The organism is Flavobacterium sp. PMTSA4, assembly GCF_032098525.1.
Taxonomy (GTDB): Bacteria; Bacteroidota; Bacteroidia; order Flavobacteriales; family Flavobacteriaceae; genus Flavobacterium; species Flavobacterium capsici.
The window spans coordinates 1,727,097-1,747,650 of the sequence record NZ_CP134890.1 but is presented as its reverse complement, the minus strand read 5'-3'; the positions used below and the strand labels follow the sequence as shown (position 1 = coordinate 1,747,650).

At 30.7% G+C, this 20,554-nt stretch carries 33 protein-coding genes; 5 read left to right on the top strand and 28 right to left on the bottom strand.

Annotated elements, in window-relative coordinates; genetic code table 11:
* Nucleotides 1-2: 2 nt before the first annotated feature.
* From RN605_RS08105 to RN605_RS08030, 16 genes are all read right to left on the bottom strand, one after another.
* Entirely contained in the window at nt 3-329 is a 327-nt protein-coding gene (locus tag RN605_RS08105) for a hypothetical protein (protein WP_313324058.1), read from the bottom strand.
* Complete coding sequence (locus tag RN605_RS08100; protein WP_313324057.1) at nt 326-550, bottom strand: hypothetical protein; 225 nt, start codon at nt 548-550, stop codon at nt 326-328. Before RN605_RS08100 ends, RN605_RS08105 begins: the two co-directional genes overlap by 4 nt.
* Nucleotides 547-723 (bottom strand): hypothetical protein, encoded by a 177-nt coding sequence (locus RN605_RS08095; protein WP_313324056.1) that lies wholly within the window; start codon nt 721-723, stop codon nt 547-549. The genes RN605_RS08100 and RN605_RS08095 overlap by 4 nt, the downstream gene beginning before the upstream one ends.
* Nucleotides 724-725: 2 nt before the next feature.
* Entirely contained in the window at nt 726-1,097 is a 372-nt protein-coding gene (locus tag RN605_RS08090) for a hypothetical protein (RefSeq protein WP_313324055.1), read from the bottom strand.
* A gap of 2 nt (nt 1,098-1,099) precedes the next feature.
* Nucleotides 1,100-1,696, bottom strand: a complete 597-nt coding sequence (locus tag RN605_RS08085) for a hypothetical protein (RefSeq protein ID WP_313324054.1) — start codon at nt 1,694-1,696, stop codon at nt 1,100-1,102.
* A 2-nt stretch (nt 1,697-1,698) separates the two neighbouring features.
* Nucleotides 1,699-1,995 carry a hypothetical protein gene (locus RN605_RS08080; protein ID WP_313324053.1) on the bottom strand — a complete coding sequence of 99 codons (297 nt, stop codon included), beginning with the start codon at nt 1,993-1,995 and terminating at the stop codon, nt 1,699-1,701.
* An 18-nt stretch (nt 1,996-2,013) separates the two neighbouring features.
* A complete protein-coding gene (locus RN605_RS08075; RefSeq protein ID WP_313324051.1) occupies nt 2,014-3,762 on the bottom strand; it encodes a hypothetical protein in 1,749 nt (582 codons plus the stop codon).
* 26 nt (nt 3,763-3,788) lie between these two features.
* Nucleotides 3,789-4,244 carry a hypothetical protein gene (locus RN605_RS08070; RefSeq protein WP_313324049.1) on the bottom strand — a complete coding sequence of 152 codons (456 nt, stop codon included), beginning with the start codon at nt 4,242-4,244 and terminating at the stop codon, nt 3,789-3,791.
* Between the two features lie 52 nt (nt 4,245-4,296).
* Nucleotides 4,297-4,800 (bottom strand): hypothetical protein, encoded by a 504-nt coding sequence (locus RN605_RS08065; RefSeq protein ID WP_313324048.1) that lies wholly within the window; start codon nt 4,798-4,800, stop codon nt 4,297-4,299.
* 10 nt (nt 4,801-4,810) lie between these two features.
* Nucleotides 4,811-5,074 (bottom strand): hypothetical protein, encoded by a 264-nt coding sequence (locus RN605_RS08060; RefSeq protein WP_313324046.1) that lies wholly within the window; start codon nt 5,072-5,074, stop codon nt 4,811-4,813.
* A gap of 2 nt (nt 5,075-5,076) precedes the next feature.
* A complete protein-coding gene (locus tag RN605_RS08055; RefSeq protein ID WP_313324044.1) occupies nt 5,077-5,571 on the bottom strand; it encodes a hypothetical protein in 495 nt (164 codons plus the stop codon).
* A 4-nt stretch (nt 5,572-5,575) separates the two neighbouring features.
* The gene (locus RN605_RS08050) at nt 5,576-5,884 is read right to left on the bottom strand and encodes a hypothetical protein (RefSeq protein ID WP_313324042.1); all 309 of its coding nucleotides are present in this window, start codon (nt 5,882-5,884) and stop codon (nt 5,576-5,578) included.
* Nucleotides 5,881-6,132: a hypothetical protein gene (locus tag RN605_RS08045; protein ID WP_313324040.1), complete on the bottom strand. Its 252-nt coding sequence runs from the start codon at nt 6,130-6,132 to the stop codon at nt 5,881-5,883. Before RN605_RS08045 ends, RN605_RS08050 begins: the two co-directional genes overlap by 4 nt.
* Entirely contained in the window at nt 6,132-6,410 is a 279-nt protein-coding gene (locus tag RN605_RS08040) for a hypothetical protein (protein WP_313324038.1), read from the bottom strand. Before RN605_RS08040 ends, RN605_RS08045 begins: the two co-directional genes overlap by 1 nt.
* 189 nt (nt 6,411-6,599) lie before the next feature.
* Complete coding sequence (locus tag RN605_RS08035) at nt 6,600-6,845, bottom strand: hypothetical protein (protein ID WP_313324036.1); 246 nt, start codon at nt 6,843-6,845, stop codon at nt 6,600-6,602.
* An 88-nt stretch (nt 6,846-6,933) separates the two neighbouring features.
* A complete protein-coding gene (locus tag RN605_RS08030; RefSeq protein WP_313324034.1) occupies nt 6,934-7,140 on the bottom strand; it encodes a hypothetical protein in 207 nt (68 codons plus the stop codon).
* 141 nt (nt 7,141-7,281) lie between these two features.
* On the opposite strand from RN605_RS08030, the gene RN605_RS08025 reads away from it, so the two are divergent.
* Nucleotides 7,282-7,674 (top strand): helix-turn-helix domain-containing protein, encoded by a 393-nt coding sequence (locus RN605_RS08025; RefSeq protein ID WP_313324032.1) that lies wholly within the window; start codon nt 7,282-7,284, stop codon nt 7,672-7,674.
* A gap of 53 nt (nt 7,675-7,727) precedes the next feature.
* Nucleotides 7,728-8,213 (top strand): hypothetical protein, encoded by a 486-nt coding sequence (locus RN605_RS08020; protein ID WP_313324030.1) that lies wholly within the window; start codon nt 7,728-7,730, stop codon nt 8,211-8,213.
* A 294-nt stretch (nt 8,214-8,507) separates the two neighbouring features.
* Here RN605_RS08020 and RN605_RS08015 read toward each other — a convergent pair whose 3' ends face one another.
* The 3 genes from RN605_RS08015 to RN605_RS08005 form a co-directional block, all read right to left on the bottom strand.
* On the bottom strand, nt 8,508-8,717 hold the full coding sequence (locus RN605_RS08015) for a PG1828 family lipoprotein (RefSeq protein WP_313324028.1): 210 nt from the start codon (nt 8,715-8,717) through the stop codon (nt 8,508-8,510).
* Between the two features lie 148 nt (nt 8,718-8,865).
* The gene (locus RN605_RS08010; RefSeq protein ID WP_313324027.1) at nt 8,866-11,022 is read right to left on the bottom strand and encodes a S46 family peptidase; all 2,157 of its coding nucleotides are present in this window, start codon (nt 11,020-11,022) and stop codon (nt 8,866-8,868) included.
* Nucleotides 11,023-11,074: 52 nt separating this feature from the next.
* Nucleotides 11,075-12,319, bottom strand: coding sequence for a 3-deoxy-D-manno-octulosonic acid transferase (locus RN605_RS08005; protein ID WP_313324025.1), 1,245 nt, complete (start codon nt 12,317-12,319; stop codon nt 11,075-11,077).
* A gap of 96 nt (nt 12,320-12,415) precedes the next feature.
* On the opposite strand from RN605_RS08005, the gene RN605_RS08000 reads away from it, so the two are divergent.
* Genes RN605_RS08000 through galE form a run of 3 tightly spaced genes read left to right on the top strand, consistent with a single transcriptional unit; the run spans nt 12,416 to nt 15,025 of the window.
* A complete protein-coding gene (locus tag RN605_RS08000) occupies nt 12,416-13,549 on the top strand; it encodes a DegT/DnrJ/EryC1/StrS family aminotransferase (protein WP_313324024.1) in 1,134 nt (377 codons plus the stop codon).
* A 1-nt stretch (nt 13,550) separates the two neighbouring features.
* Nucleotides 13,551-14,003 (top strand): nuclear transport factor 2 family protein, encoded by a 453-nt coding sequence (locus tag RN605_RS07995; protein WP_313324022.1) that lies wholly within the window; start codon nt 13,551-13,553, stop codon nt 14,001-14,003.
* A gap of 8 nt (nt 14,004-14,011) precedes the next feature.
* Nucleotides 14,012-15,025 carry a UDP-glucose 4-epimerase GalE gene (gene galE / locus RN605_RS07990; protein WP_313324020.1) on the top strand — a complete coding sequence of 338 codons (1,014 nt, stop codon included), beginning with the start codon at nt 14,012-14,014 and terminating at the stop codon, nt 15,023-15,025.
* A 42-nt stretch (nt 15,026-15,067) separates the two neighbouring features.
* On the opposite strand, the gene RN605_RS07985 is transcribed toward galE, so the two are convergent.
* The 9 genes from RN605_RS07985 to RN605_RS07945 all read right to left on the bottom strand — a co-directional run bounded on the left by RN605_RS07985 (nt 15,068) and on the right by RN605_RS07945 (nt 20,548).
* A complete protein-coding gene (locus RN605_RS07985; RefSeq protein WP_313324019.1) occupies nt 15,068-15,316 on the bottom strand; it encodes a hypothetical protein in 249 nt (82 codons plus the stop codon).
* A 47-nt stretch (nt 15,317-15,363) separates the two neighbouring features.
* On the bottom strand, nt 15,364-16,044 hold the full coding sequence (locus tag RN605_RS07980) for a peptidoglycan DD-metalloendopeptidase family protein (RefSeq protein ID WP_313324018.1): 681 nt from the start codon (nt 16,042-16,044) through the stop codon (nt 15,364-15,366).
* Nucleotides 16,045-16,050: 6 nt separating this feature from the next.
* A complete protein-coding gene (gene fabD, locus RN605_RS07975; protein WP_313324016.1) occupies nt 16,051-16,923 on the bottom strand; it encodes an ACP S-malonyltransferase in 873 nt (290 codons plus the stop codon).
* A 41-nt stretch (nt 16,924-16,964) separates the two neighbouring features.
* Nucleotides 16,965-17,495: an NADPH-dependent FMN reductase gene (locus RN605_RS07970; protein WP_313325811.1), complete on the bottom strand. Its 531-nt coding sequence runs from the start codon at nt 17,493-17,495 to the stop codon at nt 16,965-16,967.
* The gene (locus tag RN605_RS07965; protein WP_313324014.1) at nt 17,491-17,721 is read right to left on the bottom strand and encodes a (4Fe-4S)-binding protein; all 231 of its coding nucleotides are present in this window, start codon (nt 17,719-17,721) and stop codon (nt 17,491-17,493) included. The genes RN605_RS07970 and RN605_RS07965 overlap by 5 nt, the downstream gene beginning before the upstream one ends.
* Nucleotides 17,722-17,723: 2 nt before the next feature.
* On the bottom strand, nt 17,724-18,131 hold the full coding sequence (locus RN605_RS07960) for an OsmC family protein (RefSeq protein ID WP_313324012.1): 408 nt from the start codon (nt 18,129-18,131) through the stop codon (nt 17,724-17,726).
* A gap of 1 nt (nt 18,132) precedes the next feature.
* Complete coding sequence (locus RN605_RS07955) at nt 18,133-18,408, bottom strand: GNAT family N-acetyltransferase (RefSeq protein WP_313324010.1); 276 nt, start codon at nt 18,406-18,408, stop codon at nt 18,133-18,135.
* A gap of 769 nt (nt 18,409-19,177) precedes the next feature.
* Nucleotides 19,178-19,894: a pirin family protein gene (locus RN605_RS07950; RefSeq protein WP_313324008.1), complete on the bottom strand. Its 717-nt coding sequence runs from the start codon at nt 19,892-19,894 to the stop codon at nt 19,178-19,180.
* 78 nt (nt 19,895-19,972) lie between these two features.
* Nucleotides 19,973-20,548 carry a Crp/Fnr family transcriptional regulator gene (locus RN605_RS07945; protein WP_313324006.1) on the bottom strand — a complete coding sequence of 192 codons (576 nt, stop codon included), beginning with the start codon at nt 20,546-20,548 and terminating at the stop codon, nt 19,973-19,975.
* Nucleotides 20,549-20,554 lie beyond the last annotated feature (6 nt).

Below are 20,554 nucleotides of genomic sequence, written 5' to 3'. Positions count from 1 at the left end.
GTTTACGATTTTAGCTGCTGATCAATAACGGCAGCATATTTGAGAAAAACGTTTTTTGAATAATCGTTAACGTCGTTATGTTCCTGGCACACCTTGAGTAAAACTCCTGCGTATGAAATTGGTAATGTTATCGACGTTACAACGTTGCAGCTTTCAACTTTATTACGTAGCGAATAGTATAGTTTTAAAGCTATATCCATGAATATAATTGAATCGATGTAGTTACGTTTAACGTTACCGTTTAACGTTTCCATGTAGTTAATGATTTCGTCCCGCAAAACGATTAATTCTACTTGTTTTATCTTTTTTAAAGCTACTTTTCTTGTCATTGTGATTTGATGCTTTGAATTAGTTTACCGTTTTCGTAAAAATGGACCGCATTTGCGTTAGCAAATTTTCCTTTTGCTTGGTATCTTCTTAACATTCCTAAAATTATAACCTCGTCCGATTTTCGGTTTTGATCTAATGGAGAGTAAACGGTTTCGTTAGCAAAACCATTTTTATTGAGAATAACCATTTTGATACGTGATTTTTCTTTGCTGCCAATCATTTGTTTAACTGTTTTTTGAGGCGTTTGTTTTTACTTTTTAGTACTAAAATTTCACGTTCTTTGTCGTAGAGTTCATTTTCTAATTCTCTGTTTTTATCTACTTTATTGAGGTATAAAATCGTAAAAACAAAGACAATTATTGTAACAATAATGATGTGAGTTTCTATTTTCATAACTATATTTCTTCTATTAATTCTTTAATTTCTTCTTGGGTAATTTCTTTTTTGCGTTTTGCCCAGAAAACGTGTCTACCAAACCATGTATTTTGAATTTTTATTTCATGTGTCATTAATTTTTTTACTAAATTATCTTTGGTTATAGATTCAATTTTTTCATTTAATGTATTTTCATTATCTTTAAAAGCGGAAATTGCTAAATCGAGTTCTTCCTCAATTTCTTTTACGGCTTCTGGAATTTCTAGGAATAAATATTTTTTTTCTTCTCCATTAACACTTATTACAACAGGTGTTTTGTTTTCGAGATAGCTTTTTTTTATAAATTCTAACTCATTATATTTTTCAAGTGAAATTGTTACTGTATTTATCATAACTATTTTGAATTTTTAGTTTTTAATTTATTTGATATTTCTAAACATTTTTGACAATTAACTTTATACTCTAGTCCATTTTCTCCTAAAGTTCCAGACCAATTGCCGCTATATTTAGATTTTACTTGACTACACAAGAAATTTTTTGCTTCTCTTTTTAATCTGCCAGAAGAAAAACTTTCATGTAAATAAATATGTCTTACTGTGTTTTTTTTCCAACCATTACCGCTGCTTTTTTCTGATAGTCCGCTTAAAACTTGTTTTATTTCTGACGACCATTTTACAGGAATTTCTAAGGAATTATTAAATTCAATCGCTTCTTTTTTTAAGTTTTCATAAAATAACTTTCTTTCTTCATGTTTTTTTTCTCTTTCAATCTCTATGTTTTTTTGATATTCAGAGTATTTTTCAAAATCATAAGCATAAGGATACCAACTACCAAAAACTATTATTTTTTTATGTAAATCGTTTTCGACTTCTATTTTGTTTCCTAAAATTGTTCTTTCGTTAGGTTGTAAAATAAATTGATGTCCAATAAAGTATTTCCAAAATCTTGGATCTGGAAAGTTTAGTTTTATTTTAATTTTTTCAAGTATCATAACTATTTTGAATTTTTAGTTTTTAACTTGTTTTTGCGTTTTAATTCTCGGTGCTTAAAGATTGCTCCTGCTTGAGTTCTGGCATAAATGGTTGTGCCGTCGTGCATGGTAAATGGTTTTTGTCCTTTTGCTTCGGCTTTTGCAATTTCTCGTTTGATTTTTTGTTTAGATTCAACCAGGTTTATAGCTTGTTGCCAAAGGTTTTTAAACCAGGAAACAGAAACTTTTGATTTGATCAGTAAAGCGATGAAACAAATTGCAAAAAAATAAGCGATAACGGTAATAAGTGTAAAGTACATATAATTGATTTTTAAGGTTTAACAAGTGTATTTAGTTGAAATTGAAATTAGATTTTCGGTTAATTTTTGCATATAATTTGAAGGTAAATTATTGCTCACATAGTCTATAAATTCCTCGAGAGTAAGACGGTTTCTAAAGAATTGATTCAGTTTATTTTGAAACTTTTTATCGTTATTGATAGAGTTTTCACGAATAGCAGCTTTCTTTTTAATCGATTTTTCAAGTCTTGGTTTATTTTCAAGGTATTTTATATGATTTTCGTAGGCTTTCTGGGTATATTCAAAACCGATTTCGCTTTTGGTTTTTCTGGTAAAATCAAAGTAATCAGAAGGAAACAAAGGATTTATTTTGGTTTTTGTAAACCAACGTTGTGCGTTATTGATGCGCCAGATCATTTGATCTAATTTATCTACCATTAACTCCTTGTTGTACAATGAAATTGAGTTACCATTATTGACTGTAAATAGTTTTTCGAGGTATGAGTTTATAGCTTTCTTCCATGATCCAACGAAAACCGTTTTTCCTCTATACAATTTAGCAGCATTTTTAAAAAACTCCTGGATGATCAACTCTTTAAAGTCGTGTCGGTTCATTGTTCCATACGCAGCTTCGTGGTATAAAATGCGTTTATCAATACGTTGGTAGTTGTTGAACTCGCCAGAAGATAGTTTTACGGCAAATTCCTGTTGGTCCAGGATAGAATTTTCTAGTTTTTCTGAAATTTTAACACTTTTTTCGGCGGCGGCGTTGTTTAAATTCGGTTTTTGCTTCGGATGTTCCAGTAGAAAAACAGATGAAGTAGCAGCCGAAGGCGTTCCTTTCTCAAGAAAAGCGGCAATGCCGTTTTCTATTTTCTTAATATTACTTTGTAATGGTCTAGTAGCTTCATCTTTATTGGTTAAATCTTTGTGCGTTCCAGATGTAAGTGATTGATTTTCAGCGTTGGAAAATTTCCCTGTTGAAGCATCAAAAACAACCAAAATTTGACTATTCACGGTCATTTTAACGGCAGATTTATTGCCTCTAAAGGTGTACTCTACCAAAATTCCTGCTTCTTCTAAACGGCTTCTGTGATTGCGTATCGTTGCTTTACAAACGTCTATTGCTTGTATTTCATTTCGTTTCATGGTGGCAACTTGCCAGGAGTTAATGGCTAATTGCTTTAACGGTGTAGCTTCTTTTACGCCTAACTTCATGTATTCGTTTGAAGATTTGGCTAACTGCATTGAATAAATGTAAACAAGCTGTTGGAAAACTAACTCGGTTGCATACTTAATGGTGGCAAAACGTTTCTTTTCGATTAGTAAACCGTATTCCTGGTTAAACTCGTCCGCTAGATCGTTAAACTTTTTAGGATCAAGTTTGTTGTTTTTGAGGTAAAACATTTGAGTAAACGTTTTTTGTACTTCGGTTAATTCAGTATTATCGATATATTTTACAACTTTTGCGTTGTGTATTCTAATATTTTCGTTTTCGTTGTAAACGTTTTCATTGTAGTTTGCTACGTAACTACGGTAATTATCCATTGTCATAGCCATTGCTTCCTTGTTTATATAGGGGTAAACGGCGTTTATTGAAGTATGATTTTCGACGTTTTGCGTAAAAGTTAAACGTTCAAGCCTCGTTACTTTAACGTTCGTTTTGCGTTGGCTACTGCGTTGTGCAACGTTACGTTGGTTTGACGTTGCATTTACGTTAAGTGGAAAAATGTTACTTGCAAAAAGGTTGCCAATGCTGTTGCTCTGGTTGGTTCTTTTTTGGTTCATGGTGGTTTTTTAATGGTTGTAGGTAACTATTTTGAGGGTTTACTAAACTCAATCTCACATTTATTAGTGGCAAATTTGCCTTCTGGGTACTGTATGGAAATAAGATTTTCGCCAAGTAGTTGTTTTATAAATTCATGTTCAAAGCCTTTAAGAATAGGCGTTTTGTATAAGTGAAACTTAACTTTAAAAGTTCTTTCGTTTTCAAAAACACGTCTGTCTAATCCAAAACAAATTCTGTCTATAAATTTGTTTAGAGTTTTTAAAACTTCTGGAAATTCTTCATAAACCTCTATTTCTCCTGAATCTTTATTGATTTCGTGACATTCAATACAATAGTGTTTGCCTTTTATTTCAGCCCACCCAGATTCATGAGCAATCTCAATTGCCGAATCTTCATCGCTCCAATAAGCGTGTTCATCATCTTTGCATATTTCTTGACAACGATTGCATTTTACTCCGAAAAAAACTTCTGTTATTATCATTTTATTTGCTTTTTTAAATTTTAAATATTACTTTTATACCGAAGGGGTAAATCTATTTTTCTTCGTCTTTTGCCAGTTCATTACAAATGAGTTTTTTGTGCTGCATATTCAAAACATCGTTTTCAAAACGCTTTATCATTGCTGCAACTTGAATAGCTTCTTTGATAAGGTTTAAAACGTTTAGTTTCATTTGGTGTAATGTGTCGCTTGGATCGGAGTTGGTTTTTACTTTTTTCCAAAAAACATCATTAATAACTCTGATAATGTCCATTTCCTCGTCCATTTCTTGAATTTCTTCGAGAAGTACTGCATAACCTTCGTGAGCCGATGCAAATTTTGGAAACTTTGCTTGTGCAAAATCTAATTCTCTTTGAACTAAACCGTTGATAATATCAACTTTTTTGTTGCTTAACGGTAGTTTGCTGCTTATTTCTTCTTCTGCTTTAGCGATTAAGTGCGGCAAGTTGCTTGAACAACAATATTCTATAAATTCATTCCAGGATTTATAGTTATTTTCTTTTGCGTAATCGTCTTTAATTTTTTCAAGTGTAATCATATCTTAGGATTTAGTTAGTTAAAACGCTTTTTTTGATGTTTGAAACTTCTTTTGTAAATGCGGTTATTGAAATAAGGTTTTTAGCGTCAAACTCGGTTTTCATGTCTATAAACGTTGCTTTCTGGTCCAAACCATACATTATGGTATTATAAATTTCTTCGGCTAGTCCAACGTCTTTAAATTGGTATTGCACGTTATCCAGAATCAAGTAGTTGTTTTCAACTGCTATAAATCTTGGCGTTACTTTTAGCTTATTTGGAAGAATTAAATACATAACTAACTCAATTTAGATCTAACAAACGTTGTGCGTGAGGTTTTAAAAAAGCCTATCAATCCAGACAATTCAATCTGGTAACGTATCATTTTGCGTAAAAAAGTTTCAACCTTATTGCGTACTAAAACGTCTTTGGTATTGAGAAAAATATAAGCCAGGTTTCCAATAGTTGTAGCGTTGTAGTAGTCGTATCGGCAAAATTCAAATTCACTTATATTTTTCGACGTAAATTTGTCAAAGTTTTGTTGTGTGAAACGATCTGAAAAGTCGGCTTGTAGTTGAACTGGTAAAAGGCTAATTCGAGTGCCGTATTTTGCCAACGTTTCCAACGTATATTTTGAGCCGTGTATTAAATAATCGTCTTGCGGTTTTTCGTAGAGTTTTGCTACTGTGTAATAAAACTTTTTTTCATCAAGTTCAATTAAATCTAAAATTGGATCTAATAATTGGTCCATGAACTGATCAACGGTAACGCTGCCTAACTTGTCTAAATTCATAACGTTATTTTTTTAAGTGGTACAAAAAATGAAGTTTGTCGATGTACTGAAACAACAAGCCGTTAACGAGTAGAAAGTGGCATTTGTTGGAACTGGTAGAACAATCGTAAATAAATGATTTGTCGGGCATTGGTGTAACCTTAACAACGTTGTAGGTAACGTTATTTATCGTGATTTTATCCTCTGTGATTTTTACTGAAGCTGCGCCAGGAACTACTAACCATTTTTCGTTAGTGCGCTGCTCAATTAACGTAACATTATACGTTTGTGCATACGTTGAAAATGCAAATAAAAATAGAATTATTGTTTTCATGCTGCGGTTAATTGTTGAAGTTTTTCTTTGTAGCTTTTGATCTTGTTTTTGTAAACGGTTTTTAACTCCGTTTCAAAAATTTTTGTCGAATTTTTAGAGTAAAACTCAAAGTTTCTTTCTAAAACCTTAATGCTCGAAAAAAGATTTAATTTCTCTTTTGTGGCTTCGTCTAAATTGTGGTAATGATGCGCTCTTAAAAAAGGATCAGAACTGCATAATTCGTTATATAAAACTTCTATTTGGTCCATTAGTCCGCTATTAATTCTGTAATTGCTTGATCAACTTGAAAATTATAAATAGCGTTTGAGTAGCATATAGAAGAAATTAAGGCTACTTCATCATTTTTTAAGTTAACTGTATTTAAGTCATATTTCGGCTCTATTTCTCCTTCTTCATCAATAAAATTGGTTACTAGCATAACTTTTTTTGAAGTTAAAATATTGAAACAAAGTTTTAGCTTGAATAACAGCATTTCAAAAGAGTTGCCTCTTTTATAATCTTTAATTTTAGACTGGTTAATGTGCATAATTTTTACTTTTTAGGTTAAAAAAAATAGCCGTTGCAAAGGACTTTTTCAATAAAGCTTTTAACAAATTTTATATGAAAATTGTCGAATTGGGTAAGAACGTATTGCCTTTGCACGGCTATAAATCAGTAAGAACGTAATGCTATCGGGAAAGGCTCAAGCCTACTTTGAGCCAAACCGTCAAGCCTTTTATACAAGATTGCTCTTGCTTCGGATATTTTTTGCACGATGTCTAAGTATTAGTTTATTTGCTAATACATTAACATCGTTCGGGTTATTCTTTTTGGTAACTTTTGGCACGGTTTGTGCCTTTTGCGAAGTAAGTTTTGAAAACTCTTTTTCAAAAGCTGCTAGTTCATCGGCAGAAAGCGTGTGAACTAATTGAAGTGCAATATTTGTTTGAGTTGACAACATATAATTTCTTATATTTGTCATGTAGTACTGGTAATACTACATGAACTGGTTACTTCGGTAATTGGTTTTTTAATGGTTCGGTTAGGCTTGGTCGCCTAACCGATTTTTTTTATACTGCTTTTGGCACGGTTTCTGATTTGCCACTTCTATAATTGGGATTGTACAAAATTTGTTGAATTGTTGAAGTTGAGAGATCGGTTTCTTTAGAAATAACCTCTAAACTTTCAGTTCGATTTTTTTTATCTACTTTTCTCAATTGTTGATAACGTGAACGAATAGTCTTGTTTTGCTCTTTTAGAAAATCAGCTTTATTCATTTTCGATTATTTTTTCTTTATATTTATAAAGCAAAGATATGTTATTTAATTTCACAAACGCAAATAAAATGCTATAAAAACAAATTAAATTTTACATCAAATTTCTATTTACTTCATTTTCAACGCATTAACTTAACCAAAATGAGTGAAAAAATTTACATTTCGAAAAATATAGATTTTCTTGTCAGAAAAGCTAAAGTTTCAAAAGATGAGTTCGGAACTTATTTTGATTTGAATAGAGGCGTAATTTCTCAATATATTAGAGAAATATCAACACCGCCAATTAAAACAATAATTAAGATTTGTGAAACTTATAATGTTTCTATTGATGATTTTATAAAAAAAGATTTAGAAAAAGAAAAATATGAACAAAAAGACACTTCCAATGTTATTTTTGAACCGCCAGAAGGTTACGGATTGATTTCTTTAAAATACGTTGAATCTTTAGAAACTACGGTAGATACACAAAAAAAATTATTAAAAGAATATGAAGAAAAATTACTTTCAAAAAAAAAAGTGATTGAATTGGCATAAAAATTGAAAGAATAGTAGTTAATTTGATAAACATTAACTAAAATTCTACAAACATGAAAAAATTATTTTTAGCAATTGTATTCCTGGCAATTGGAGTAAATGCACAAACTGAATCCTCTTTTACAATTCCAGAAGGAACTATAATAAAAGTTGCTTTAGACAAAGAAATTAACGGCAAGTATCTTAATGCAGGAGATAAAATAGATTTTACCACAACCGAAGATCTGATCATAGGAAACTATGTAGTTTTGAAAAAAGGACTAAAAGCAATCGGCACGGTTACTGAAGCTGCAAAAAGCAAAGGACTTGGAAAAAAAGGAAAGTTATCTTTTAAAATCGAGTTTCTTTATTTAGAAAACGGTAAAGTAATTAAGCTGCGTAATGAAGTTACTAAAAACCTAAACGGAAGCGGTGGAGTAGTAGCTGCAACGTCAGTAGTCTTAACGCCGTTAGCTTTATTCATAAAAGGAAAAAACGCAAAGTATGAAAAAGGTGCTGTTTTTGAGGCTTTTATAGATGAAACAACAACAATAAATTAAACATAAAATCGTACCTATAAACGAAAAAGTTCCTGTAAATCTTGAAAATTAAAGGGTTGAATTTCAGTAAATTAAAAATTTAAAAAGTCTTTAAAAGTGGATTTATTGAACTTAAAATCCAGTGGGTAGTAATGCCCGTGCGGGTTCAAGTCCCGCCTTGAGTACAAAAAGCTTCAAACTATGTTTGGAGCTTTTTTTGTTTATGCAATTCGTGAACTTTGAACTTTAATAAAAATAAAAAAACCATCACGCGAAGCGGATGGTTTCTTTAAAACGTTAGTTTCTAACTGTTTCTTAGTGAGCAGCTTCAGCTGGAGCAGCTTCAGTAGCAGCAGCTTCAGTAGCAGCAGAATCAACTGTTGTAGCAGCAGAGTCAACAACTGGAGCAGCTTCTACTTCAGTAGCAACTGAATCAGTAGTAGCTTCAGCGTTAGCATCAGCTTGTTTACAAGATACTACAGTTAATGTAGCGATAACAGCTAAACTTAAAAATACTTTTTTCATCTTACTTAATTATAAAAGGTTAATTATTAATTCGGAGCAAAGATATAAATTTTTTTATTCGAATAAATAAAATATCTACTTTTTTTAAAAAAATATTACTTTGAATTCCGCAAAACTTATTTACAATAATCGTGCCAAAAAAACCAATTTATTTTTTTGTTTTCTTTTTTGTTGGATAATTGATTTTCAATTCATTAATAATATTTTTTGCGTTTGCATATTTATCAATGATGAAAAGTATATATCTAACATCTACCATAATGTTTCTACAGATATCAGGACTATAATAAATATCACTCATAGTTCCTTCCCAAACTCTATCAAAATTTAGCCCAATTAGGTTACCATTTTTGTCTAAAGCTGGACTTCCAGAGTTTCCTCCAGTAGTATGATTTGTTGCTATAAAGCAGACAGGCATTTTACCATTTACACCATAATTACCATAATCTTTATTGTTGTAAAGTGTAATTAACTTTTGTGGAACATCAAATTCATAATCTCCTGGAATATATTTTTCCATTACACCATCAAGGCTTGTAAATGGTTCATAATATACAGCATCGCTAGGCTTGTAGCCTTTAATTTTCCCATAAGTTACGCGCAAAGTACTGTTTGCATCAGGAAATATTCTTGCCGATTTTGGGCTTAATTCCAATATTGCTTTCATATATGTGCGTTGTAATGCTGTATTTTTTAAGTTAATTTCATCATATTTTGGAGCGATTTGATTGAAATATGAATCGGCTATTGCTTTGATGATTTGGTATCCTTTATCGTTATTCATGTTAGCAATTACTGTTTTAGAATCGCCAGTAAGCAACTCTTTAATTTTATCATAACTTACGAATTTAGAATTTGAATAAACTTCTTTTGAAAGTTTTTCAGCATCAATATTTTTTAAATTTTCTGGTAAAAATTGACTCGGATATAATTTTGAATAGATAGTAATTAATTGTTCAAAGACTTTTTCATCAACATTTGAATTAAAATCTTTATAGAAATCGCCTAAACCATTTACTAAATTATTACGTCTATCATTAAAAGATTGTTCTCCTTTGGTGTTTAAAATTTGCTCCAATTGATATAATTTATAACCAACTGAAAGCAATTCTGTATTTCTTAAAGCTACTTCGCTGAACAAATCTCTAGCTAAAGCATAATCATTTATATCTGAGTAATTCTTTTCAAATTCGCTCAATAAATTTCCATACTCAGCTTGTTTTCCAGCTTTAGCAACTTTTTCTTGAAACTCTTTTTCAAATTTTTGTTTTATGGCAATAGCATTCGATTTTTTTAAACCTTTGGTTTCGCCAATCCATTTTTTCCAATAATTAGCTACACTAGCATATTTTGAAGCATATTGAATTTTGATGGCTTTATCTTTTCGCATAAATCCGTCCTGCACTTTCAAGGCAGCATCTCGAACTTCAATTTTTGCAGGATTTAAAGTGTTTACAATTTGTTCAACCGCAAATGATGGTAAATATTCCTGCGTTCTTCCAGGATAACCCATAACCATTGTGAAGTCATTTTCTTTTAAACTTTCTAGAGAAATAGGGAAAAAGTGTTTCGGAACGTATGGAACATTGTCTTTAGAATATTCAGCAGGTTTATTGTTTTTATCAGCATAAACTCTGAATAGCGAAAAATCTCCTGTATGTCTTGGCCAAACCCAGTTGTCGGTATCTGAACCAAATTTTCCAATAGAACTTGGCGGCGCACCAACCAAACGAACATCTTTAAACGTTTCGGTTACAAATAATATGTATTGATTTCCGTCATAAAAAGTTTTAATACTGTTTTCTTGCCACGATTCTTTCGGAGAAGAATTGGTTAAATTGCTAATGTTTTCCTGAATTTTTCTCTGTTTATCACTTTCATTTGATAAAGAAGCGACACCTTCTAAAACCTTTGTAGTTACATCTTCAATTCTAACAATAAATCTAACAAACAAATCTTTATTTGGTAATTCTTCCTCTAAACTATAAGCCCAAAAACCATCGGTTAAATAATCGTGTTCAACCGTGGAATGACTTTGAATATTATCAAATCCACAATGATGATTAGTTAATAAAAGTCCTTTATTTGAAATCATTTCGGCAGTACAACCACCGTCAAAATGTGGCACAGCATCTTTTAAACTTGATTTATTAACGGAATAAATATCTTCAGCAGAGATTTTCATTCCAAGGTTTTTCATCTCGGTTTCATTCATTCCTTTTAGCAAAGAAGGAATCCACATTCCGCCTTGTTGAGCATGAGATTGAATAAATAGGAATAAAATAAGTAATCGTAGAAATTTCATTTTTTATAATTTTATTGAGGTTGCAAGATACAATTTTTGATTTTTTTGAAAATCAATTTAAGGTTTCGTTAAGAACATGATTTAAAATAATAGAAGTTGCACCTTTATTCATTTGCACAAAAGTGGAACAAATATGTCCTTTTTCATAACGTTCATCTTCGTTTTGGAGTAATAAATCAAAAGTATCATTGAGTTCTTTTTGATTAGTAACAGAAATACAGCCGCCAAGATTTACCAAAGCAATGGCTTCAGCAAAATTGGAATAATTTGGACCAATAACTATTGGTGTTCCAAATGTTGCTGGTTCTAAAATATTATGCAAACCAGCAGTTCCAAATCCACCACCAACATAAGCAATGTCAGCATAGGAATAAATTTTTGTCAAAATTCCGATTGTGTCGACAATCATTACTTGAAAATCTTCTAATTTTTGATTTTCTTTTTCAGAAAACAGAATAGTTTTTTTAGAAATTGAATTTTTTAATTCTTGGATTTGTTCTGTTTTAATATTGTGAGGAGCAAATATAAATTTTGTGTTTCCGACATAATTATTTATATAGTTTACCAAATAGTTTTCGTCTTTTGGCCAAGAACTACCAATGACAATTGTTGTTGTATTATTTTTAAATTGTTCAATGAAATCTAAAGAATTATTGCGCTCTAAAATAGAGACAACTCTATCAAAACGAGTGTCGCCAGAAATTTTAACGTTATTGAAACTAAGTTTGTGTAATAATGTTTTAGAATTTTCATTCTGAACAAAAAAATAGTCAAAGGTCTCTAATGCTTTCTTATAGAAACCTCCATACCATTTAAAAAACGCTTGATTTTCTCTGAAAATTCCAGAAATCAAATAGGTTTTAATATTTCGAATTTTTAATTCATTTAAATAGTTTGGCCAATATTCATATTTAATGAAAAACACCATTTCAGGATTTAGGATTTCTATAAATCTTTTAGCATTCGATTTCGTATCCAAAGGCAAGTATACCGTAACATCAGCAATAGCATTGTTCTTTCTTACTTCATAACCTGAAGGAGAAAAAAAGGTAACTACAATTTTGTGATTAGGAAATTGGGTTTTAATTTTTTCTATAACAGGCAAACCTTGTTCAAATTCGCCTAAAGAAGCAGCATGAAACCAAATTGTTTTGTCTTCTTTTTTGATTTTATCAGTCAAGGTTTGAAAAACTGTTTTTCTACCATCTACAAAAAGTTTAATTTTTGGACTAAAAAAAGCCAGTAATTTTACTATTTGAGAAGCCAAAAGCAGCAATAGGTTGTATAGAAATAGCATGCTGAAAATTTTGTTGCGCTAAAATACGTTTCTTTTGTGTAACATGGAATTCTACTTTAGAATTTCTTACTTTTGTAAACTATAATTGTTTAAAGCATGAGAAAACTACAAATGGTTGACTTGAAAAGTCAATACGATAAAATAAAAACTACTGTTGATGCTTCTATCCAAGAAGTTTTAGATACCACAACTTATATTAATGGACCAAAAGTTCATGAATTTCAGAAAAATTTAGAAGAATATCTTGGCGTAAAACACGTTATTCCATGTGCAAACGGTACTGATGCATTGCAAATTGCAATGATGGGTTTAGGTTTACAACCTGGCGATGAAGTTATTACGGCTGATTTCACATTTGCTGCAACAGTTGAAGTAATAGCATTGCTTCAATTAACACCAGTTTTGGTTGATGTAGAAATGTATAACATGAATATTTCTCTCGATGCTATCAAAAAAGCCATTACTCCAAAAACAAAGGCAATTGTACCGGTTCATCTTTTTGGTCGTGCTGCAAATATGGAAGCAATTATGGCTATCGCTAAAGAGCATAACTTATATGTAATTGAAGATAATGCACAAGCTATCGGTGCCAATTGTAAATTTTCGGATGGAACTAAAAAGAAAGCTGGAGCTATTGGACATGTTGGTGCAACTTCGTTTTTCCCAAGTAAAAATTTAGGTTGTTATGGCGATGGTGGTGCAATTTTTACTAATGATGATGAATTAGCTCACACTATTAGAGGAATCGTGAATCACGGAATGTATGTTCGTTATCATCATGATGTAGTTGGAGTAAATTCAAGATTAGATAGTATTCAAGCAGCAGTTTTAAATGCTAAATTGCCTTTGCTTGACCAATATAATACAGCTCGTCAAAATGCGGCTAGAAAGTATTCAGCTGCTTTTGAAGGAAATGAAAACATTATCGCTCCAATAATTTGTGATGTTTGTGACTGTCATGTTTTTCATCAATATACTTTGAGAATTACTAACGGGAAAAGAGATCAGTTGATGGAGCATTTACAGGTGAAGCAAATACCATGTGCAATTTATTATCCAATTCCTTTACATAGCCAAAAAGCATATGCTGACGCACGTTATAAAGAAGAAGATTTTCCAGTAACAAACCAATTAGTACAAGAAGTAATTTCGTTGCCAATGCACACGGAATTGGAGGATGAACAAATTAAGTTTATAACTGATTCGGTTTTGGAATTTTTTAATAAATAAGATGAAAAATATTTTAGCGTTATTTTTTGTTTGCCTTTTCCATTTTTCAGTAATGGCTCAAAAAGATTCTAATGCAGAACAAAAAGTTGTTGCTAATCAAGTTGAAGCGTTAAGAATTGCAATGATTGATGCTAACGCAGAAAAATTAAAAGAACTTACTTCTGCACAATTGAGTTATGGACATTCAGGTGGTCATATCGAAAATCAAGAAGAATTTATTCAAAAAATTGTAAGTAGGAAATCTGATTTTGTAACCATTGAACTTCAGGACCAAACAATTTCAATATCTGAGAATATTGCAATCGTAAGACACAAACTTTATGCGCATACTAATGATAATGGAGTTGAAAAAGTTATTCAACTTGGCGTAATGTTAGTTTGGCAAAAACATAAAAAGAATTGGTTGTTAATTGCTCGTCAGGCTTTTAAATTACCAACATCAGAAAAGCATTAATAAAGAGCATGAAAATAGTAGTAACCGGAGGTTTAGGATTCATTGGTTCGCATACTGTAGTAGAGTTGCTGAATGAAGGTTTTGAAGTAATTGTAATAGATAATTTGTCAAATTCTTCAGAAACAGTTTTAGATGGAATTGAAAAAATTACTGGAAAAAGGCCTTTTTTCGAAAACATAGATTTACGAGATAAATTATTAGTCCAAGATTTTTTTGTAAAACACTCAGATATTGATGGTATAATACATTTTGCAGCTTCTAAAGCGGTTGGAGAAAGTGTTGAAAACCCTTTATTGTATTACGAAAACAATTTAAATTCATTGGTTTATCTTTTGCAAGAAATTACAAAATTACCTCATGCTAATTTCATTTTCAGTTCTTCATGTACAGTTTATGGTCAGGCAGAAAAAATGCCAATAGATGAAAATGCTTCTGTTCAAAAAGCGATGTCACCCTATGGAAATACAAAGCAAATAGGAGAAGAAATTATACTAGATGTTGCCAATGTATCTAATCTTAATTCTATTTTATTAAGATACTTTAACCCAATTGGTGCTCATCCAACTTCAGAAATTGGAGAATTACCGCTTGGTGTTCCTCAAAATTTGGTTCCTTTTATAACTCAAACGGCTATGGGTTTGCGTAAAGAATTATCTGTTTTCGGGAATGATTATCCAACAGCTGATGGAACTTGTGTTAGAGATTATATACATGTTGTTGACCTAGCAAAAGCACATGTAATTTCTTTAAAAAGATTATTAGAAAAACAAAATATTGAGAAAGTTGAAGTCTTTAATCTTGGAACAGGAAAAGGAAGTTCAGTTCTAGAAGTGATTAATGCTTTTGAAAAAGTTTCGGGACAAAAACTGCCTTATAAATTTGTCAATAGGCGAGAAGGTGATGTTATTGAAGCCTATGCAAGCACAGAGAAAGCCAACAATGTTTTAGGTTGGAAATCAAAATTAACTTTAGAAGATGCATTGGATAGTGCTTGGAAATGGGAGCAAAAAATAAGAAGTTAATAAAATAAAAAACCCCAAAATATTTGGGGTTTTTATTTTTAATTACATTGATTTTTTTACTTCATTAGCTTTTTCTTCAACTTTTTCAGCACCTTCTTTTACAGCATCTTTAACATCATTTCCTACTTCAGTTGCTGTCGAATCTACTTTTTCTGCTGCATCTTCAACTCCAGATTCTATATCATCGCCAACAGCTTCGGTCGCATCTTCAACTTTATCTTTTGTTGATTCTTTACATGAAAACGTCATTAGTAAAGCCATGATTGCGATACTTAAAATTATTTTTTTCATAATAAATTAGTTTTTAGATTGTTATTAATAACTTCAAAGTTATTGAATTACTTTGTGATTTTCAAAAGTGATTCTGGATTTGGACAGTTCTTCAGATAAAATTCTAAATTATTTTTACTTGTAACTCCGGGATAATCACCTATTTTATTTTCCATATTAATAATAATTTGGAAATGTAGATGCGGAGCATAATCACCATTAATTGGAGGCAAACCTAAAGTTCCAATTTTTTTACCTTTTTTTATTTTACTCCCAACTTTTTTGTCATTCAAACTTTCTAAACTTAAATGTCCGTATAATGTGTGAAAAACTAAACCATTAATCTCGTGTTTCAGAATAATAGTTGGTCCATAATCGCCAAGTGCTGAGTTGTTTTGAAAACTATGAATTTCTCCATCCAATGTAGCATGTATCGTTACTTCTTCATTAATCCAAAGGTCTAAACCAATGTGAATATTGCGTTCTTCGGAGTTATTGTCATTAAAAACGGAACTTCTTTTATATAAATTTCTAGTTTCATTATAACCACCAAAAGCAATTTTAGCATTGTTCTTTTCTAAGAAATTCTGAATGTAATTTTCGTAGTCAGAAGCTTTTTCTAAAATAGAATTTTGAAGTGCACTATTTGATTCAGAAAAATCAATTGGGATATAATCATCAAAATTAATTTCTGGAGCAATAACTTTTGAAGCGTTTACTTTTGAAAATATTTCCAGAATTTTATTCATCAAAAATTATGCAGAAATTGTTTCTACTTCCTTATTAATTTTATTTACCAAACCAACTAATACTTTTCCTGGACCAACTTCGGTAAAACTTGTTGCACCATCAGCAATCATTTGATTAACCGATTGTGTCCATTTAACAGGTGCAGTTAATTGAATAATTAAATTTTTCTTGATTTCATCAGCATCAGAAACAGCACTAGCAGTAACGTTTTGATAAACTGGACAAATTGGAGTAGAAAAAGTTGTTGCTTCAATTGCAGCCGCAAGTTCTTCTCTTGCTGGTTCCATCATTGGCGAGTGAAATGCACCACCAACAGGCAAAATTAAAGCACGTTTTGCTCCAGCTTCTTTCATTTTTTCGCACGCTAATTCTACAGCAGAATATTCTCCAGAAATAACTAATTGTCCTGGGCAATTATAATTTGCAGCAACTACAACTCCATCAATAGAAGCACAAATATCTTCAACAATTTTATCGTCAAGATTTAATACCGCTGCCATTGTAGAAGGTTTTATTTCACAAGCTTTTTGCATAGCCAAAGCACGTTTTGAAACTAATTTTAATCCATCTTCAAAAGATAAAGCGCCATTTGCAACTAAAGCTGAAAATTCACCTAATGAATGACCAGCAACCATATCTGGTTTGAAATTTTCTAATGTTTTAGCTAAAATAACAGAGTGTAAAAAAACAGCAGGTTGTGTAACTTTCGTTTCTTTCAATTCTTCGGCAGTTCCTTCGAACATGATATCTGTAATTCTAAATCCTAAAATTTCGTTGGCTTTTTCAAATAATTCTCTTGCTACTGTTGAGTTCTCGTATAATTCTTTACCCATACCAGTGAATTGTGCTCCTTGACCAGGAAAAACGTATGCTTTCATGTGTTTGTTTTATTGTTTGAAAGGCAAAAATACTAATAAAATTAGAACTCGATAGAATTGATAATTTCCATCAATTCATTTTTTAATTCCATATCTGTTATGACACCTTTTTCAACATCAAAACTTTCATTAAAACTCGGCAAAGAAAAAGTTCCAACAATTTCGGCATCATGTCTTGGAAATCTATCTTTTGCAATTTCTAAAACAGAACTTCCTCCGCGACCACCAGGAGAAGTTGCCATCAAAAGCATTTTTTTACCTAGGAAAGTCTTAGGGTTTATTCTAGATGTCCAATCTAAAATATTTTTGAATGCAGTAGTATAATTTCCATTATGTTCTGCCATTGAAACAACAAGTAAATCAGCACTTTCTAATTTTGATAGAAATTGAAAAGCTAAATCCGGAAAGCCATTTTCTTTTTCCTTATCTATGGAATAAATAGGCATTTCATAGTCATTTAAATCTAAGATTTCGACATCTACATTTTCAAAAAATGAAGTTGCATAGGTGACTAATTTTTTATTGATAGAATTTTTACTAGACGAACCTGCAAAGGCAATAATTTTTTTAATCATTTTTGTTTATAAAATAAGTTAAAGCACCTGAAGGACATTTTTTTACGGTTTCAACAATCTTTTCTGTTGTTGAATTTTCTGGAGTTATCCATGGTTTTTCTTTTGGTTTAAAAACATCTGGATTGTTACGAACACAGTTTCCTGAATGAATGCATTTTCCTGATTGCCAAACAATGGTTACTTCGCCATTGGTGTATTCTTTTTTTATGTCTTTTGGATCCATAATTATAAAGTTGTTTCGATGTTAATAGTTCCTTTTAAAAGTTTTGAAATTGGACACTTATCTGCAATAAATAATAATCGTTCTTTTTGTGCTTGACTAATTTTTTCTGAAAAGCTCAAACTTCTTGTAATTGTTGTAATCAAATTTTTTTCAGTTTCCTGATATAAATTTAATGAAATTTTTATTTCTGGAATGTTCCATTCTTTTCGGTCAATATACATTCGTAGAGTTGAAAGTGTACAACTCGCTAAAGAAGCTAATAAAGTAGAAAATGGATCAGGACCAATGTTTTTTCCGCCAAGATTTTCAGGTTCATCCATTAAAAGTTCACCATTTCTCCATGAAATGGTACACAAATATTTTTGTGTGCCAATTTTCCCTTCAATGTTGTTTTCTAAAATTTTTGCCATTTTATAATACATCTTTAAATTCGGGAGTTTTGTCAAAAACACTTTTAGCAAATGGGCATAATGGGATGATTTTAATGTTTTTTTCTCTTGCAAATTCTACTGCTTTTTGAACCATCATTTTTCCAAAACCTTTACCATTGTTACCTGGGTTAACTTCAGTATGGTCAATAATTATTTTATCTTCACCTGCAAAAACAAAGGTCATTTTTGCTTCTGTTTTACCATTTTCTTCAATGTAGAAAAAACCATTTTTATTGTTGAGTTCTAATTTTACCATTTTTATTTAATTTTTTTGTGAAGTGTTGAAATCTTTCAAATAAGTTTTTTTTGTTTTTAATTTCATTTTATTGTAGCCGTTTAACTTTGTAAATTGAAAAAAAATCTTAATTCATGGATGATTACATACTTGTTTATTCAATTAGTTTAATAGGTTTGTGTTTTTTATTATTCAACACAATTTATAGTTTTGTTTTAAAAAATAAAATAAAAAAAACTACATTTTCTCTTTTTTCAGTTTATTTACTTTCTCTTTTTATAATTGAAACTTTTTGTCATGTTTTAGGAATTTCAAAACCTGGATCAAATTATTTTATTTCACATTTTTACTTTAATTGTCAGTTTATTATAATATCAATATTTTTCATCATTTTGTTTAAGAATGAAAAAAAACCAAGGCTATTTATCTACATAATTTCATCCATTGTTTTATTTATAATTGCCATGACTTACATGTTTAATTATTTCAGTTTTTGGGAATTTAACTTAGTTGAAATTTGCCTCACATCATTCGTTATTTTCGCTTACGTTTTGTATTATTTTAAACTAACCATATCAAAAGAAAATGTAGAGTTCGCCTCTTTTTTTACAGGATTGGCAATATACCTAATCAGTAGTTCATTGATTTTTATAACAGGAAATGTTGAATTAGTACTCTTAGAAAAACCTTATATTGATATTTGGATATTAAACTCTTTGGTATATTTATTATTTCAATATTTTATATTCAAAGAGTTAAAATATTTTAAAATTAGAAATTTAAAATAGAATTAATTTTCCATTGGAATTTCCATTACTAAAAATTTCGCATCACTATTTGCTTTTATTTCTAATTCTGAAGTTTCCCAAATTCCTAATGCATCTCTTTTTTCTAATTTTTCACCATTAACTTCAATTTCGCCTTCAATATTCATTATATAAAACCCATTTCCTTCTTTTTTAACTGAAAGGTTTTTGGAAAAAGCTGCATCAAAATCAGATAAATAAAACCATGCATCTTGATGTATCCAAACACCTTCATCATCTGCATTTGGAGATAAAATTTGAGCAAAAGCATTTTTTTGCAATGATTTATCTAGAGTTATTTGCTGATATCTTGGCTCTACGTTTCTGGTTTTTGGGAACAACCAAATTTGAAATAATTTTGTTTGTTGGTCATGATTTGGATTAAATTCTGAATGTTGAATTCCTGTTCCTGCACTCATTACTTGAACATCACCAGTTTTTATAGTTGCAGCATTTCCCATGCTGTCTTTGTGAGCCAAATCACCTTCTAATGGAATAGTAATAATTTCCATATTATCATGCGGATGTGTTCCGAAACCCATTCCGGCAGCAATTGTGTCGTCGTTTAAAACTCGTAAAACACCAAATTGTACTCTTTCTGGATTGTACCAACTTGCAAAACTAAAACTATGGTAAGCATTTAACCAACCATGATTAGCATTTCCTCTTGTATTTGCTCTGTGTATAACTGAATTTTTCATTATTTATAAATTTAGTAATTATTATGATACAAATTTACAATCACATAAAACGAAATGCACTTAACCTAGATTAAGAAATCATTTTTTTAGCATTCGAGCTTTCATTTTACTGAAAAATTCAGGTGTAACGCCTATGTATGAAGCAATTTGTTTTTGAGGAACTTTTTGAATTAATGAGGGATATTTTGAACAAAATTTTTCAAAACGTTCTTCTGCTGATAAGCTTAGGTTATCCATTAATCGTTCTTGATGAGCAACAAGAGAATTTTCAGTTAGAATTCTAAAAAAACGTTCCAACTTTGGGATTTGAACGTATAATTCTTCTTGGTTTTCTTTAGGCAATAAAACAACTTCTGCATCTTCAAGAACTTCAATAAAAAGGTTTCCTGGTTTCTGGGATAATAAGCTGTACATGTCACCAATCCACCAACCTTCACAGGCAAAATGCAATACATGCTCAACAATATTGTCATTAATGTTGAAACTTCTTAAGATTCCAGAATTTACAAAATAAAAGTGTTTGCAGATTTCGCCAGCATGAAGAATAAGCGACTTTGATTTGTATTCTTTAGTTTCAATTTTAGACATGAAAAAAATTTCTTCTTCTTTTGAAAGAGAAACAATTTTTGAAATATTTTCTAAAATTTGAGCCAAATTAAA